This window comes from Paraburkholderia atlantica (genome assembly GCF_000092885.1).
GTDB classification, from domain to species: domain Bacteria; phylum Pseudomonadota; class Gammaproteobacteria; order Burkholderiales; family Burkholderiaceae; genus Paraburkholderia; species Paraburkholderia atlantica.
Genome location: NC_014118.1, coordinates 900,179 through 915,822, shown reverse-complemented (window position 1 = coordinate 915,822; position 15,644 = coordinate 900,179). Strand labels below are relative to the sequence as shown.

The window sequence follows — 15,644 nt, the reverse complement described above, 5'->3', positions numbered from 1 at the left end:
CCAATACTAAACCCGTTTGTCCTCGAATCGGCAACCGAACTTCATTGCCCTGCACGATATCAGCCCGTTTCGCTCGGGGAAAGTACCTAAGTCCACACAAAGCCAAATTAATTGCACACAAAAAAACTTTGTGTGAGTATTAAAGCATGATTTGTGTGGCGCGGTGTCGAAAGACGACGCGCAACTGTAGTACAGGAGGGACGGTCGTGACAGAGCAGAGCACGCTCCTGCCGGTCGGTGCATCCGGTGCGAGTTCGGGTCGGGCGGCCAGTGCGGCCGGCCGGCGAACGCGATGAGCGAGGTCGCCGTGCTGGGCGCGGGCTTCATCGGCCTGTCGAGCGCCTACTGGCTGATGCGCGACGGTCACCACGTCACGCTGTTCGATGCGCTCGGTCCTGGCGAGGGCACGTCATTCGGCAATGCGGGCACGTTCGCCAGCTACGGCTGCATTCCGGTGAACAATCCGGCGGTGTTCCGCAATCTGCCGCGCTTCCTGTTTTCGCCGACGAGTCCGCTGCGGATTCGCTGGCGCTATCTGCCGCAACTCGCGCCCTGGCTTGCGCGCTTTTTATGCGCGTCGATGCCGCGGCGCTACGAGCACAGCGCGCAGGCGCTCGCAAGCCTGCTGTCGCGCGCGTTCGACGGTTACCGCGAGATGCTCGAAGGCGACGACCTGTCGCGCTTCGTGCGGCCGCGGGAATGCCTGTACCTGTATTCGAATGCGGCGTCGTTCGACGCGGCCCAGCCGTCGCTCGCGTTGCGCCGCTCGCTCGGCGTGCGCTTCGAAAACTTCGACCGCGCCGGCATCGCCGCGCTCGAACCGAATCTCGCGCCGATCTTTGCGCACGGCACGTTGTTCAACGACAGCTGGTTCCTCAGCGACCCGCGCGGCTTCTTGCAGACGCTGCACGCGGAGCTGCTCGCTCGCGGTCTCGGGCATCAGCGCGTAGCGGTTCGCACGCTTGTGCCCGGCGCCAACAGCGTGCGCATCGTCGACGAAGCGGGTTGCTCCTATGACGCCGCGCAGGCGGTCGTCTGTGCGGGCGCGTTTTCGGGCCGCTTCGCGCGCCAATGCGGTGACCGCGTACCGCTCGATACCGAGCGCGGCTATCACGTGCGCTTCCCCGGTACGTCTTCGCTGATTTCACGACCGTGCGGCTGGGCCGAGCGCGGCTTCTACATGGTGCCGATGGACGGCGGCATCCGCGCCGCGGGCACCGTCGAACTCGGCGGCTATGGACCGCAGCGCAATGCCGCGCTGCTCGATCTGATCACGCGCTCCGCGCGGCACGCGCTACCGCAATTGCCGCAACCGGATAGCGACTGGCTCGGTTTCCGGCCGAGCCTGCCCGACGGCTTGCCGGTCGTCGGAGCGTCGAGCGCGTCGCCGCGCGTCGTCTACGCATTCGGTCATCAGCATCTGGGCGTCACGCTGGGCGGCGTGACGGGCAGCGTCGTCGCCGATCTGGTGGCGGGGCGCGTGCCGCCGGTCGATCTCGAGCCTTATAGCCCGCGTCGTTTTTAATCACCGCAACTGCTGCACGGAAGAGGACGGACATCATGAAACGCAGAAACCTGGTTGTCGCACTCGCCCTTGGGATGTTGTGCGCGCATGCGCCGTCGTACGGCGCCGAGCCGCAAATCGTCAAGATCGGCTTCGTCGGACCGCTGACCGGACCTGTCGCGCGGGTCGGCAAGGACCTGCAGAACGGCGCGCAGCTCGCCGTGGATGAAGCGAACGCGAAGCATCCAATGATCGGCGGCAAACCCGTCAAATATGTGCTCGACGTGCAGGACGATCAGGCCGATCCGCGCATCGCGATCCAGGTCGCGCAGAAGCTCGTCGACGACGGCGTGGTCGGCGTGATCGGCCATTACAACTCGGGCTGCAGCATTCCGGCCTCGGCCGTCTATCACACGGCGAACGTCGCGATGATCACGCCGGGCTCGACCAATCCGGCGCTCACGGCGCAGGGTTTCGCGAACGTGTTTCGCACGATGGGGCACGACGGCGTGGGCGGTGTGATTGCAGGCGAGTTCGCGGTGCAGCAGTTGAAGGCGAAGCGCATCGGCATCATCGACGATCGCACCGCGTTCGGCCAAGGCCTCGCCGACGCATTCGAGAAGGGCGCAAAGCAGGCGAACGGCAATGTCGTCGATCGGGAGTTCACGAACGACAAGGCGGTCGATCTGCGCGCGATCCTGACTTCGCTGAAGCAGAAAAACGTCGACCTGATCTTCTTCGGCGGACTCGACGAGCAGGGCGCGATGCTGGTCAAGCAGATGCGCTCGCTCGGCATGCCCGCGCAACTGTTCGGCGCGGGCGCGCTGAAGAGCAATGCGTTCCTGCAGATCGCGGGCAACGCGGGCGAGGGTACGCGCGATCTCGAGCCCGGTCCCGCGCTCGACAAGCTGCCGTCCGCGCAGGAGTTCGGCAAGCGCTACAAGGCGCGCTTCAATCAGGATGTCGAGCTTTATGCGCCGTTCGCCTATGACGCCGCGCTCGCGATGATTCAGGCGATCCAGGACGCGGACTCGCTCGATCGCGCGAAGATCGTCGCGGCTTTTCCGAAGGTGAACGTGACGGGCGTGACGGGAAAAATCGCGTTCGATCCGCATGGGGATCTGATCAAGCCGCCGTATACGCTGTTCGAGGTGCAGCAGGGGCAGTGGAAGAGTCAGCGGACCGTGGGCGGCGGTGGGGTGTGAGGAATCGCAGGTGTCGGATATCAGTGGCGATACCGACATTTCGAACGTAGTCGGGCAGACTGGCTGTATGTCCTCGAAGATTTCGCTCAATTATCGTCGCCCGCCGCTGTCCAACAAGGAGATCGGACGATCGTTGAGTCTGGCGCCCGAGACGGTCAAATGGCATATGAAGAACGTATTCGAAAAGCTGAACGTCAATTCGCGATTCGAGGCCGTGCAGAGTGCCTTCGGCATTCAGCCCGGCGCCGACTGAAGCGTCCGACCGCGTGATGTCGCCGGCATTCCGGCAACTCACCGCGGTTCGCGTCCGAACGCTTCGCGCAGCTTGCGCTTGGCCTGTTGCAACGTATCGCGCCGCTCCTTCGGCAGGTTTCGGCCCGCTCGATTGATGTAGAAATTCAGCATCGACATCGCCGATTGAAACGGTGTGCCCTTGCGTCGACGGCTCACCGTCGACGAGTGCTTCAACGAATGCGCGATGGACTCCGCGCTGCCGGTTTTGAAAATATCCTTCTGGATGTCCATCGCGTCGCTCGTTTCCATCACGTGATGCGACCATTTCTTCGCGCCGGATGCGCCGCTCTTCTTCGCGGTCTTGGCGCGATGCGCGGCCTGCGCCTGCGCGTGGCGCTGGCGCGGTGGCCGTCCGGACTTTCCACGCGACACAGGGCGTTTCGATCTGCTGCTGGTCTTTCGAGTCGCCATTGTGTTCTCTCCTGAAGCGGAATGCCGGACTGGCCACGCATCGAAAATGGTCGGCCTGGCGATCAGAGCTTCACGCCGCCGGCCTCCGGTGCATCCGACGAACCCGAGGGAATTTCACCGACACCCAGGTCGTTGCGGTTGGTATAGACGTCGCCGCCCCAGTACGGTTCGCTGCCGTAGTACTGATGCACGGTGGTGGCCCACGTCTGATCCGCCATCGATGGCCAGTGATCCTTGTCAAATCCCGGTGCGTTCTTCACGCGCTCGGCCACCATGTTCAACACGAAGCATTTTTCCTGCGTATCCAGCGTTAGTGCACTCCACGGAATCGCGAGCAGCTTGTCGCCGATGCCGAGAAAACCGCCGCTCGACAGCACCGCATACGCGATGCGGCCTGAACGCACGTCGAGCATGATGTCCTTGATCTTGCCGATGTGCTCGCCGTCGCTGCTGATGACCTTGTTGCCGTCGAGCGTAGCCGCGGCCATGACATCCGGGCCTGGGCCTTCCGCGGTCGCGGCGCCTTTGCCGACGATGTTCGCGCCTTGCGTCTGGGTCTGCATCACCATGATGGGCTCCTTTGATGGGGTGAATGTACCGAGGCAGTTAGCAACGGCCGTTCCATAGAGCCGTAGGGCGCAGTTACTCGATGGCACCCGGCGCCGCATTCTCGCGACGAGGCGCCGCGTGCGTAAAGGATGCGACAGCGTTTGCAATTATTGCGTCCGTGCCGGCGCCAGCGCTGCTCGGAAAAGCGCAACGCACGCATGCGCCGCGCGCATCGCGCGGCATAGGCCTTGCTCGACGTTCAGTGATGGCGGCAGGAACAGAAGGGATCACACCCGTCCTTTTTACTTGAGGGAGAACCCAGATGAGCAAATATCCGAAGGCATGGCTGGTGGCGGCATGTGTGGCCGCGTCGTGCGCCGTCGCGTCGGGCGCCGCGTTCGCGCAGACGGGCGGCGGCAACGGCAATGGCGGCGCGGGCGGCGGCAACGCGCATGGCGCGGCGACCGCCGCGCCGACGGCGGGCAACGAGCCCGCACCGAATGCAATGGGCAGCACCGGGGGCTCGACTTCGTCGATGAAACACCATCACAAGAAGTCGAAGGCAACGAAGCCAATGAACGACACGACGAACACGCCCGGCGCCGATGCCAGCAGCGATACAAAGGGACAGTAACGCTGGATCGATGCGGAAGCGGCAATGCACCGTTGCGTTCGTTGTGACGCCCGGACGATGCCGCTTCGCATGGGGAGAACATCGTGACCAGGAAGATTCATTTTCAGGCGAACATCTGCGGCGGGAACTTCGCGCACGTTCGCGAGTGCTTCAGCAACTGGAAGTCCGAGACCCTCGTGTATCGTCGGCAACAGCCGATGTTCGAAGGCAAGCAGGAAGTGCGGCCATTGTCGGAGCGTGTGTTCGACAACGGTGAAGTCGCGCATAACACGCTCGCGCGCGTTTGTTCGCCACGCGATGAGTATGCGCTGGCGGCCGAGATACGCGACGGGGAACGCGATGTTTGGCTCGTGATGGCGGCATTCGAGGAAGAGGTTTGAACCTTCGTCGATTCATCGCCGAGCCCCTCACTGGGCCGCCGGTTTAGATTCAGATGCCAGTTCTGGCGCAGTGCGCGGCGTACCAGCGCGGGCTGTGGCTCGCCGCTGGGCCGCGGCGCCTTTCTGTTCTGCGGCGGGAGCTTTCCTGCGCACCACGCGGGATTTCTTCAGCAGACTCGTCAGCGAACCGTTGATGCTGCCGTCGGCCGACGACTTTCGCGTCTTGCGTCCTTTCGCAGCGGATGCGCGCGCGAGTTTCGCCGCGCGTTTCTCCGCCTGCGCCAGCAGCACCGCGAAGGCCACTTCATCCACCTTGAGTCCGCGGCGCGCTTGAGCTGGCGTGAGGCTCCGCAACTCGTCGGCTTCGAACGCGCTGATGATCGCGGGGTGGATATAACAGCGCCGGCACACAGCGGGCGTATTGCGCAGCAGGTTCGCCACCTCTTTCACGGTCGCGACGATATGGCCGCGCGCTTCGGCTGCGCTGCTGCACATCAAACGGCGCAATGCCGCCAGCGCGTACACGCTGCCGGCCCAGGTGCGGTAGTCCTTCGCGGTGAAGTCCGCGCCGCTCACGCGGCGCAGGTAGTCGTTGATATCGGTCGAGCCGACGCTGTGGCGCGTGCCGTCTTCGTCGAGATACTGAAACAGGTCGTGGCCGGGCAACTCCGCGCAACGTCGCACGATGCGCTTGACGTTCGGATTGTCCACTGTCACGTCGTGCTCGATGCCGCTCTTACCGCGAAACTGGAAGCGCAATCGACCGGCCTTTATCTTCACGTGCCTCTTGCGCAACGTAGTCAATCCGTACGACTGATTGTCGCGCGCGTATTCGGCGCTGCCGACGCGAATCAGCGTCGTGTCGAGCAACTGCACGATGGCCGCGACGACCTTGTCGAGCGGCATGCCGGGCAGCTTCAGATCACGCGCGACGCGCGCGCGGATTTTCGGCAAGGCGCGGCCGAACTCGGCCATCCGTTCGTACTTGTCGGCGTCGCGCGTTTCGCGCCAGCGCGGGTGATAGCGGTACTGCTTGCGGCCCCGCGAGTCGCGGCCCGTCGCCTGCAGATGACCTCGCGGATCGGGGCAGATCCAGACGTTTTCGTAGGCCGGGGGGATCGCGAGCGAGTTGATGCGTCGGATCTCGTCCTCATCGACGATGCGCTTGCCGTTCACGTCGAAATAGACGAAGCGGTCCCGCTCGCGCTTGCGTGTGTAGCCGGGCTTCGCGTCGTCGGCGTGGCGCAGGCCCGGCGGCATCGGCTGTGGTGCGGTATTGCCATTCGCGGTCGTGGAGTGGGTCGGGGTAGCCATGGTCGCCAGTAGAAAGTTTTCAAGCGGCTGAAGCAAGGGGGATGCCATTGACGCCGAAGCAAGGCGCTGAAGCGGAACGGTCCTTGCGGAAAAAGTCGATGTGACCAACTGGAAAGGGGAGATTTCATGACCAGCACACTCAATCCCGATGAAGAGCCGCAGCGGACTGTCAAGCAAACCTCCGGCACGACGGGCACGCTGGGTCCCAGCGACTCGTCCGACAGCGGCAGCGACGTCGCGGGCGCGAAGCGTCACGATTTCGACGTCGACACGGAGCTCGACAATCACGCGCTCGAAACCGGCGACGCCGAACTCGGCAGCGATACCGATCGCTCAGGTACGGGCGAGCGTGCGTCGGCCGACGGCGATTCGACGTTGGAAGCGGACCGCGATATCGACACCGACCACGTCGTCGATCCGCAGCTGCCTCCTGGCGCGGAGCGCTCCGACGAAGACCAGACCGATGTCTGACCATGATGCTGTTGGCACACGAAGCGGTTCGCGCTAACCGGCGCAACCGGGCACGTGTTTTGCGGGACAACGCTTTAGCACAGGCGCCGCGCTATGCACATGCATAACCAGCCAGCGCGTGAGCGCGGCGCCGCAGAAAGGAGAAGACGCATGACTGATGCACTGAATGGCTACAAGGTAGCGGTACTCGCCGTAGACGGTTTCGAGCAGGCCGAACTCGTGGAGCCGAAACGCGCGCTCACCGAGGCCGGCGCGACGGTCCACGTGATTTCGGCGAAGCCCGGCAAGATCCAGGGCTTCAAGCATGTCGACAAGGGCGACACCGTCGATGTCGATGCGACGTTCGACAAAGCCCGTCCCGAAGACTACGACGCGCTGGTGTTGCCGGGCGGCGTCGTAAATGGCGACGCGTTACGACTGCTGCCGCAGGCGCAGGCATTCGTCAAAGCGGTCGACAACGCGAAGAAGCCGATCGCGGTGATCTGCCACGGCACGTGGCTGCCGGTATCGGCGGGGATCATCAAGGGGCGCACCGTGACGAGCTGGCCTAGCCTGCAGGACGATATTCGTAACGCGGGCGGCACGTGGGTCGATCAGGAAGTGGTCGAGGACGGCAATCTGATTTCGAGCCGCAAACCCGCCGACCTGCCCGCATTCAACAAGACGCTGATCGGCCAACTGACGAAGCGCAAAGCGGCTTGATCGAAGGCGGCGCGTTGGCTTTGACGCCAGCGCATTGGTGATTCGACGCTGCGCATCGGTGATTCGACAGGGAGAAAGTGCATGAAATTCCGGTATTCCCTACAAGTGGTGACTGCCGCGCTGGCCGTGTTGGGCGCGAGCGCCGCAACGATCGACACGGCCTGCGCGCAGGCGAGCGATGCGCCCGCGAGCGCCGCGCCGGTCGGTAAAACGACGCTGTCGCCCGCAGATCAGCAGTTCGTGCTCGAAGCGTCGAAGTCGGACGCCACCGAAATCGCCGCCAGCAAGATCGCGCTGAAGAACTCGAACGATCCGCAGGTCAGGAAGTTCGCGCAACAGATGATCACCGACCACACGAAGCTGTCGCAAGCAATGGCCGGGCTGGTCGCGAAGAAGGGTTTCAAGCCGACGCCGTCCGCGGATTCCGCGCTGGTCGGCAAACTGCAGACGTTGAAGGGCAACGAGTTCGATGCGGCCTACGTCGAGCAGGTCGGCGTGGAAGCCCATCAGCGTGCGGTGGACCTGTTCCAGCAGCAAAGCGAGAGCGGCACCGATGCGCAACTGAAGGCCGCGGCCGCGAAAGCGCTGCCGACCATCAAGCATCACCTGGAGATGGCGCAGCAACTGGCCGGCAAATTGAAAGGCTCGTCATGAACGCGATCCTGCCACGGCCTGCTTATGAGGACTCTCTGATGCAGATCACTTTCCCCGACGACGAACCGGTCTTCGACGGCGCCAATCTGACAGTGCGCTTTCTCGCGCGGGTCGATGGCGAGCCGGTGGTCTGCTCGATCACCGCCGAGGCTCTGGAAGATCATTTCGGCGCGGAATCCGCGCTCGAACCGGCGTTGATGGCCGCTTTCGACAGAGGCCGTCAACGCATCCGCTCGGTCTGCGCGGAAGCGCTCGACCAGAACACCGGAGAAAGCGTGGTGTTGCATAGCGGACTGTTCAGAGTGGAAGGCATGGAACCGGATCGCGGCACCGCGGCGTAGGGCCGCCGCGTGTTGCACTGACTGGGCGCGCCGCTTGTGACGCGCGCTGCCCGGCGACGGTATGGTCCGCGAACGCTAATCAACGATAAGGAGGCGTTATGTCACTCATCGTCGCAGCACGCTTCACGACGTTTCCGGCCGCGGAAAGTGCGGCGCAAAAGCTTTTCGATGCGGGTTTCGTCGAAGAGGACGTCACGCTGTTTTTCGTCAATCCGCGCGGCCAGCACGCGCGTTTCCCGATCGGCGGCGACACCGATACCGACCCCGGCGCGGGAGAGGCGCCTAAAGGCGCGGGCATGGGCGTGACGATCGGAGCGGTGATCGGCGCGGTGGTTGGCGTGGCGATTTTCGCGGCGTTTTCCGCACCGCTGCTGGTGTCGCTGATCGCGGCGGGTGTCGGCGCGTATGTCGGCTCGCTGATCGGCGCGATGTCGCGCACCAAAGAGCGCGGCAAATCGGACCTTCACGTGCCGTATCACGAGGAAGCGCGCGATTCGGGCGTGCTCGTCGCCGTGCACGTGTCGCCCGACAATCAGCTCGATGCCGCGCGCGTGCTGCGTGAAGCGGGCGGCGTCGCGATCGAGAAGGCGACCGGCCGTTGGCAGCAGGGACGCTGGGCCGATTTCGATCCGACGAGGACGCCCAAGCCGATCCAGGAATTCGCGGAAAAGCGCGCGTGACGTAAGCGACGCGGCATACCAACGGAAAACGGCTCGATGACGATCATCGGGCCGTTTTCCGTTTACCGCTTTCCGTTTTACCGCGCGATTTCGACGTCGCGCTACACCCACGGTTGCCGTGTGTCGTGCGGCGGCTGAAAACCCTGCCGAAGTTTTTTCGGGCACGCGCGATGCGTGCTATCCAATACAGCCCGCCGCGCGTCGAACCGATTCATCGCGACGCACATAAAAAGCCCCGCGCGGCGGATTCCGCGATGAACGAAACCCTTGGAGGTATTGAATGGCTACCAACGTTGTTTCCGTATTGAATGACCTGGTCGAAACGTCGAAGGATGGCGAAAAGGGCTTTATGAAAGCAGCCGAGGATGCGCATAACGAAGAGCTGAAGATGCTGTTTCGCTCGACCGCCGAAGAGTGCGCGCGCGGCGCGCGTGAGTTGCAGGATGCCGTTCAGACCCTGGGCGGCAAGCCCGAAACCGGCGGCAGCATGAGCGGTGCGCTGCATCGCGGCTGGGTCGACGTCAGATCGGCGGTTTCGGATCGAAGCGACCATGCGATTCTCGCCGAATGCGAAAAGGGCGAGGACGTCGCGAAGAAGCGCTATCACGATGCGCTCGAAAAGGATTTGCCGGCCGATGTGCGTGCGATCGTCGAGCGGCAATACCAGGGCGTACTGCAGAATCATGATCGCGTGCGCGATCTGCGCGACCAGTATGCGGCGATGAAGCGTTGATCGACGCGGCAGTGCAATAGAAAGAGCCGGCTCTGCCGGCTCTGTTTCGTTCCGCTCGATCGAATCGGCGTGAACCGATTATGCGGATATCAGTCGGTGCCGACCTTCAGATGGTTCTTCACGCTTTCGACACCCTTTACGTTCTGCACGACATCTTCGGCGGCGGTTTTGTCTTCGGCCGACGGCACCGAACCCGTGAGCCATACGACGCCCTTGCGGGTCTTCACGTGGATATGCGTCGATTTGACGTTCTTCGCGGCAAGCAGATCCGCCTTGACCTTGGTCGTGATGGTGCCGTCGTCGAGATGCTGGCCGACGCTTTCCGACGCCGCGGGCGGAGCCGAAGCGCTGGTCTGGGCGTTCGCGTTCAGCGCGAATGCAACGACAACGATGCTGCCGGCGGTCTTAAGAAGCTGGATCGTCTTCATGGTTTTCTCCTTCAGGTGGTGATGAAAATGGCGGTCTTGTTGCCGGTGGCCGATCGCGGCCAAAGCCGCTGATGACACACGTGGGTCGTGGCCGCTACGGTACCGTCGGGGGCCCGTTTCTCGACACCGGGCGTCGTATTCGCATCCGCGCATGACTGGCGTGTTTGCAAAGGGCGGCGTCCGTCCACACAACGCTGCTCCGCATGGATCGTGCCCGGCCGCTGCGAGCCTGGTGATGCCGCTCGCGAAAGCCGTAGCCATCGGGGTTTGTCGACTGACGAATAGGGCTGCGGCGCGACCGGGCGCGAGGCCGTCGGAGGTGTGAAGAAAGGGACCGGAAATTGCCTGCCGTTTGTAAAAACGGGCGCGCATGGCACGCAAAATTCATCCGCACGAGTAAATAAACCGTAATCAAAACAGCGTCTTGCGCGAACTGGTACGGACGTTGCATTGAAGGAGTGAACTCGGCTCACTGAGTCTTTGACTACCAACGAACGGGATCTACTCCAATGCCTTCAATCGAACTACGCACAAGGCAGTCTCTTGCACTGACGCCTCGTCTTCAGCAGTCGGTGCGTCTCTTGCAATTGTCGGCTCTCGAGTTCCAGCAGGAATTGCGCACGGCGCTCGATACCAATCCGTTCCTCGAATACGACTCATCCGAAGCAGAGGACGTCGCGCTCGCCGGCACGACGCCAACTGATGGCGAAGACGCGAACGCACCCGCCGTCGATACGCTAGCCGCCGCCGAGCCGGACGGACTGCCGGCGGAAAACTCCGGTAGCGATACGCTCGAAAGCGCGGGTCAGGACGACATGCCCGCCGATTTTTCCGGCGACTACGGTTCGCGCAGCTCGGCGCGCCAGAACGGCGACGGGGACGGCAGCGACCCGGCCGATTGGGCACGCTCGCAACCCACGCTGCGCGAGCAGTTGCACGACGCGTTGCGCCTATACCGTCTCGACGACCGCGATCGCGCGGTGGCCCGTTTCATCATCGAGGCACTCGACGAAGACGGGTATATGCGGCAGTCGCTCGCCGACCTGGCCGACAGCGTCGATCTCGAACCCACGCTGACCGAGGAAGAACTGCTGGTCGCGTTGCGCCTCGTGCAATCGCTCGATCGTCCGGGGCTCGGTGCGCGTTCGCTATCGGAATGCCTCGCGCTGCAGATCAACGCGTTGCCCGCCGATACGCCGGGGCGCGACGTCGCGCGGCAGATCGCCGAGCATCATCTGGAACGTCTCGCGCGCCGCGAACAGGCCGAGCTGCAAAAGCAGATCGGCTGCAGCGCGGAGGAATTGCGCGTGGCCTGCGCGCTGGTGCGCAAGCTCGATCCGAAGCCGGGCAATTGCTACGGCCGCGCCGAGGATAACTATGTGGTGCCCGACGTGATCGTGCGTCAGGCCCGCAACAAGTGGGTCGTGTCGATCAATCCGGCAGTGCAGCCGCGGGCGCGAATCCATCGCATGTATGCACAGCTGTTCGCCCAGTCGGCCGGCGCGAGCCGCTCGCCGCTTGCGCAGCAGCTGCAGGAAGCGCGCTGGCTGATCCGCAACGCGCAGCAGCGCTTCGATACGATTCAGCGGGTTGCCGAATGCATCGTCGCGCATCAGAAGGCTTTCTTCCAGTACGGCGAGATCGCGCTGAAGCCGATGGTGCTGCGCGACGTGGCTGACGAGCTGGGCCTGCACGAATCGACGATCTCCCGCGCGACGGGCAACAAATATATGGCGACGCCGCGCGGCATCTTCGAGTTCAAGCATTTCTTCCCGCGCGAGCTCGGCACCGAAAGCGGCGGCACCTGCTCGGCCGCGGCGGTGCGCGCGCTGCTCAAGGAGATGATCGCCGCGGAGAACGCGCGCGATCCGCTGTCGGACGTGACGCTCGCGAAGATGCTCGCGGACCAGGGTGTGCTGGTCGCGCGGCGCACGGTGGCGAAATACCGGCATCTGATGAAGGTGCCGCCGGCGGAACTGCGCCGGCAGCTTTGACGCACCGACGTTTTTACGGGGGTTTGCAATAAGGTTTGGCGGGGGTTTGAAGGAAGCAAAGCAGTCGTGCAAACAGCAGTACGTTGCGCACAGGGTCATGCGAGGTTGTCCGCTCGCATGACCCTTTTTCGTATCTGGACGTTTCGCCGGCGCGCCTTTACATTGGCGAGTCGAATGGAACGGGTGAGCGCAATGAGGTATTCGAATCTGGTCGAGCGACTGCAAGGGCGGCGTACGTCGGCTTGGGAAATTCATCGGGTCGCGCAGCAGGCGGCTGCGAGGGGCGAAGACGTGATCGTGCTGAGCGTAGGAGACCCCGAGTTCTCGACGCCCGCGCCGATCGTCGAGCGCGCCATCGATGCGCTGCGCGCCGGCGATACGCACTATACGGCGATGGCCGGCCGCGAGCCGCTGCGCGCCGCGATCGCCGCCGAGCACGCGCGTACCACGGGCCGTGACGTGAGCGCCGCCAACGTGGTGCTGACCGCCGGCGCGCAAAACGGCGTGTTCGCGGTGTCGCTGTGCCTGCTAGAGGCGGGCGACGAAGTGATCGTGCCCGAGCCGATGTATCTGACCTACGAGGCCTGCGTGCGCGCGGCGGGCGCGACGCTCGTCGCAGTGCCGGTCGATCCGGCGCGCGCGTTTCACGTCGACTGCGACGCGCTCGCGGCAGCGATCACGCCGCGCACGAAGGCGATCTTCTTCGCGACGCCGTGCAATCCGACCGGCGTGGTGATGCAGCGCGCGGATCTCGAGCGCATCGCGCGGCTCGCGTGCGAGCACGACCTGTGGGTGCTGTCCGACGAGGTTTACGCGGAACTGACGTTCGAACGCGACCACGTGAGCATTGCGTCGCTGCCCGGCATGGCGGAGCGCACGGTCACGCTCGGCAGTCTGTCGAAGTCGCACGCGATGGCGGGGTGGCGCGTCGGCTGGGCAATCGGGCCCGCGACGCTGATCGAGCACATGGCGCGGCTCGCGCTCGCGATGCTGTACGGCCTGCCGGGCTTCATCCAGCAGGCCGCGTTAACGGCGTTGGAGAACAGGGCGGCGATCGTCGCCGCTATCCGCGAGATCTACCGGCGGCGGCGTGACGTCGTGTTCGAACGCTTGCATCGCGTGCCGGGCCTGCGGTGCCTGTTGCCCGAAGCCGGCATGTTCGTGATGGTCGACGTCAGCGGGACCGGGCTCGATACGACCGGGTTCACGTGGCAGCTGTTTCGCGCGCAAGGCGTGGCCGTGCTCGATGCAAGTTCGTTCGGGGAGACGGCGAACGGTTTCGTCAGGCTGGGGCTGGTGGTGGGCGAGGATCGATTGATCGAGGCGTGCGACAGGATTGCGCGGTTCGTGGACGGGGTGAGGGGCTGACCAAGAACCTCAAGCCGCCGCATAACCCAGCCGACGCGCCTGGGTTCCCGCGAGAGCGAGCAGCGTGTCGTCGCTCGCGGCCGTATCGGGAATGAGATACAAATCGCCGATATCGGTCACCGGATCGCTGAACGGCGTCGGTGAGCGGCGTTGCGAGATCAGGAACTCGCTGATCGGCGATGCATCCGCGAGGCCGAGAAACTGACCGATGCTGGCCGCCGTTTCACGCGGTTCTTCGATGACCTTCCGGTACGACACGGTCAACGCGCGAGCTGCCGGTATCTCTTCGAAAAATGCGTTGATCTCGCCGACGTATTGCCCCCACACGCGGATGCCGTCCTCGATCGATCCGGTCCAATGCTTGTGCACGAGCGAATTGGCCACGTGGCGAGGATCGCGGTGGATATGAATGAAACGCGCCTGCGGCAGCAGTTCGCGGATCAGACGCAAGCAGGAACCGGAGCGCGGCAGGCGTTCGATCGAACCCGTGCGGCCCGACAGTACCGTAGGGTCGGCGTACGACGGATGCTTGTCGCCCCAGATCGGCGCGCCGAACTTTAATTCTTCCCGATAGAAGCGCTCGACCCACCCGCCCAGCGTACGATGGCCGAATGCGAGCAGGCGGTCGCGCGAAGTATCGCCGAGCAGATCGGCGCGATGGCAGCCGACTTCGAGGAAGTCCTTCAGCAATGCAAACACGCGGCATTCGTTGGTCAGCTGGATCAGAGGATGCGCGTTCAGCACGGAACAAAGAAAGGTCGTTCCGGACCGGGGCGAGCCAATGATGAATAGCGGGAAGGACTCCATTGCGCGCTCCTTGTCGTTCGCTTGGGTTCCCAGCTTACGCAAGCAGCATGGCGTCAGCCTGACGCGGGCATGACTGCCGCGCCACTCGCTTGGATGGCGAGTGACTTCGACCGTCAAGCAGCGATTCGCAATTCTCGAATGCGGGGCGCGCGGGCACAGCGCGCGCGTTCGGCGCAGCTTATTTTTTCCTACGCACGAACTTCAAGCCGAAGCGCACCAGCCGCGGCATCGTTGCGGGCCGCAACAGCCGTGGGTCATAGCCCGCGAAGCGGCGTTCGTTTTCCTGAAGACACAGTTGCATCAATTCGGGCACGCTGATATCGACATCCGTCACCGACTGCGCGCCGTTGACCGTGAAATTGTTATCGTGTTCGTGGACGTTGCCGTCGGCATCCATCGCACGCGCGAGCCCGATACGCTCCCAAACCAGAAACGCCCACACGCCCGCTACCTTGAGCTCGAAGCGGATGCGCCGCCACCATGAAAGCTGCGCGCGATGCCAGGCGACCCAGTTCGCGAACAGCAGAATATGGCGGCACTCTTCCTGCATCACCGGCTCGAACGTTTCCGTCAGTTCCGGCGGGAACAGGCCCGAGCGCCGCGCCACTTCGAACAGGCCGAAAGCGAAGAAGCTGTCGATACATTCGCTATAGCCGGTCACGAGGTAAGCCCGCTCCGTGTCTTTCGGATAGACGTACGGCGGCTCGCTCGCGAGCTCGATGCCATACGCATGCACCATGCGCGACAGCACTTCCTTATGGCGGTTTTCTTCCCACGCGTTCAGCGCAAGCGCGTCGCGCAGGTCGGGGGTGTCGAGCGTCGCGGCGTAGGCGGCCATGCGCAGGCGGGCTCTGCCTTCGGTTTGCACGGCGATGTCCCAGATCGGCAACTCGACGATGCGCTTGAGCGTCGCGGCTTCGAGTGGCGGCCACTCGAGCACGGACGGGCGATACGGATTGAAGGTCTCGCGGAACATGCGGCACATTTCGTGCCGGTGCACGTCGGAGCCGGGCGTCAGCGGGCCGCTGACGGTGCTCGTCCAGTGCCGCATCGCGTGCTCGGCGGCGTCGAGGGTCGAGGGGTCCGGCTGTTCCTGCGGCAGGTGCGGCGCGCGAAAGCCCGGGATCAGCGCGGCAGCGTCGAATGCATCCAGTACCAGTTGGTCCATTGGGTAT

At 63.9% G+C, this 15,644-nt stretch carries 18 protein-coding genes and 1 pseudogene; 13 read left to right on the top strand and 6 right to left on the bottom strand.

The annotated features are described in order from the left end of the window. Positions 1-292 precede the first annotated feature (292 nt). The 3 genes and pseudogenes from BC1002_RS20175 to BC1002_RS20165 form a co-directional block, all read left to right on the top strand. Positions 293-1,525, top strand: coding sequence for an NAD(P)/FAD-dependent oxidoreductase (locus BC1002_RS20175; RefSeq protein WP_041734998.1), 1,233 nt, complete (start codon positions 293-295; stop codon positions 1,523-1,525). A 35-nt stretch (positions 1,526-1,560) separates the two neighbouring features. After that, positions 1,561-2,709, top strand: coding sequence for a branched-chain amino acid ABC transporter substrate-binding protein (locus BC1002_RS20170; RefSeq protein ID WP_013091837.1), 1,149 nt, complete (start codon positions 1,561-1,563; stop codon positions 2,707-2,709). A 100-nt stretch (positions 2,710-2,809) separates the two neighbouring features. Beyond that, positions 2,810-2,962 (top strand): annotated as a pseudogene (locus BC1002_RS20165) (helix-turn-helix transcriptional regulator); the annotation flags it as partial. A gap of 38 nt (positions 2,963-3,000) precedes the next feature. Here BC1002_RS20165 and BC1002_RS20160 read toward each other — a convergent pair. Both BC1002_RS20160 and BC1002_RS20155 read right to left on the bottom strand, forming a co-directional pair. Further along, the gene (locus tag BC1002_RS20160) at positions 3,001-3,414 is read right to left on the bottom strand and encodes a DUF3175 domain-containing protein (RefSeq protein WP_013091836.1); all 414 of its coding nucleotides are present in this window, start codon (positions 3,412-3,414) and stop codon (positions 3,001-3,003) included. A gap of 62 nt (positions 3,415-3,476) precedes the next feature. Next, complete coding sequence (locus BC1002_RS20155) at positions 3,477-3,983, bottom strand: PRC-barrel domain-containing protein (protein ID WP_013091835.1); 507 nt, start codon at positions 3,981-3,983, stop codon at positions 3,477-3,479. Between the two features lie 302 nt (positions 3,984-4,285). Between BC1002_RS20155 and BC1002_RS20150 the strand changes: the two genes are divergently transcribed. Beyond that, positions 4,286-4,597 (top strand): hypothetical protein, encoded by a 312-nt coding sequence (locus BC1002_RS20150; RefSeq protein WP_013091834.1) that lies wholly within the window; start codon positions 4,286-4,288, stop codon positions 4,595-4,597. A gap of 83 nt (positions 4,598-4,680) precedes the next feature. Next, positions 4,681-4,977, top strand: coding sequence for a hypothetical protein (locus BC1002_RS20145; protein ID WP_013091833.1), 297 nt, complete (start codon positions 4,681-4,683; stop codon positions 4,975-4,977). Positions 4,978-5,004: 27 nt separating this feature from the next. On the opposite strand, the gene BC1002_RS20140 is transcribed toward BC1002_RS20145, so the two are convergent. Continuing rightward, a complete protein-coding gene (locus BC1002_RS20140; protein WP_013091832.1) occupies positions 5,005-6,291 on the bottom strand; it encodes a DNA topoisomerase IB in 1,287 nt (428 codons plus the stop codon). A 126-nt stretch (positions 6,292-6,417) separates the two neighbouring features. On the opposite strand from BC1002_RS20140, the gene BC1002_RS20135 reads away from it, so the two are divergent. From BC1002_RS20135 to BC1002_RS20110, 6 genes are all read left to right on the top strand, one after another. After that, on the top strand, positions 6,418-6,762 hold the full coding sequence (locus BC1002_RS20135; RefSeq protein WP_013091831.1) for a hypothetical protein: 345 nt from the start codon (positions 6,418-6,420) through the stop codon (positions 6,760-6,762). Positions 6,763-6,912: 150 nt separating this feature from the next. Beyond that, on the top strand, positions 6,913-7,464 hold the full coding sequence (locus BC1002_RS20130) for a type 1 glutamine amidotransferase domain-containing protein (RefSeq protein WP_013091830.1): 552 nt from the start codon (positions 6,913-6,915) through the stop codon (positions 7,462-7,464). 81 nt (positions 7,465-7,545) lie between these two features. Next, positions 7,546-8,118, top strand: a complete 573-nt coding sequence (locus BC1002_RS20125) for a DUF4142 domain-containing protein (protein ID WP_013091829.1) — start codon at positions 7,546-7,548, stop codon at positions 8,116-8,118. Beyond that, positions 8,115-8,459, top strand: a complete 345-nt coding sequence (locus tag BC1002_RS20120) for a DUF1488 family protein (protein ID WP_013091828.1) — start codon at positions 8,115-8,117, stop codon at positions 8,457-8,459. Before BC1002_RS20125 ends, BC1002_RS20120 begins: the two co-directional genes overlap by 4 nt. A 98-nt stretch (positions 8,460-8,557) precedes the next feature. Then, the gene (locus BC1002_RS20115; protein WP_013091827.1) at positions 8,558-9,139 is read left to right on the top strand and encodes a glycine zipper domain-containing protein; all 582 of its coding nucleotides are present in this window, start codon (positions 8,558-8,560) and stop codon (positions 9,137-9,139) included. A 280-nt stretch (positions 9,140-9,419) separates the two neighbouring features. Next, positions 9,420-9,872 (top strand): PA2169 family four-helix-bundle protein, encoded by a 453-nt coding sequence (locus BC1002_RS20110; RefSeq protein ID WP_013091825.1) that lies wholly within the window; start codon positions 9,420-9,422, stop codon positions 9,870-9,872. Positions 9,873-9,961: 89 nt separating this feature from the next. Here BC1002_RS20110 and BC1002_RS20105 read toward each other — a convergent pair whose 3' ends face one another. Continuing rightward, on the bottom strand, positions 9,962-10,300 hold the full coding sequence (locus tag BC1002_RS20105) for a BON domain-containing protein (protein ID WP_013091824.1): 339 nt from the start codon (positions 10,298-10,300) through the stop codon (positions 9,962-9,964). 509 nt (positions 10,301-10,809) lie between these two features. On the opposite strand from BC1002_RS20105, the gene BC1002_RS20100 reads away from it, so the two are divergent. After that, positions 10,810-12,294, top strand: a complete 1,485-nt coding sequence (locus BC1002_RS20100; protein ID WP_013091823.1) for an RNA polymerase factor sigma-54 — start codon at positions 10,810-10,812, stop codon at positions 12,292-12,294. A 192-nt stretch (positions 12,295-12,486) separates the two neighbouring features. Then, complete coding sequence (locus tag BC1002_RS20095; protein ID WP_041735315.1) at positions 12,487-13,662, top strand: pyridoxal phosphate-dependent aminotransferase; 1,176 nt, start codon at positions 12,487-12,489, stop codon at positions 13,660-13,662. 9 nt (positions 13,663-13,671) lie between these two features. Here BC1002_RS20095 and BC1002_RS20090 read toward each other — a convergent pair whose 3' ends face one another. Then, positions 13,672-14,469 carry a sulfotransferase family protein gene (locus tag BC1002_RS20090; RefSeq protein WP_013091821.1) on the bottom strand — a complete coding sequence of 266 codons (798 nt, stop codon included), beginning with the start codon at positions 14,467-14,469 and terminating at the stop codon, positions 13,672-13,674. 178 nt (positions 14,470-14,647) lie between these two features. Beyond that, complete coding sequence (locus BC1002_RS20085) at positions 14,648-15,637, bottom strand: hypothetical protein (RefSeq protein ID WP_013091820.1); 990 nt, start codon at positions 15,635-15,637, stop codon at positions 14,648-14,650. Between the last annotated feature and the right edge of the window lie 7 nt (positions 15,638-15,644).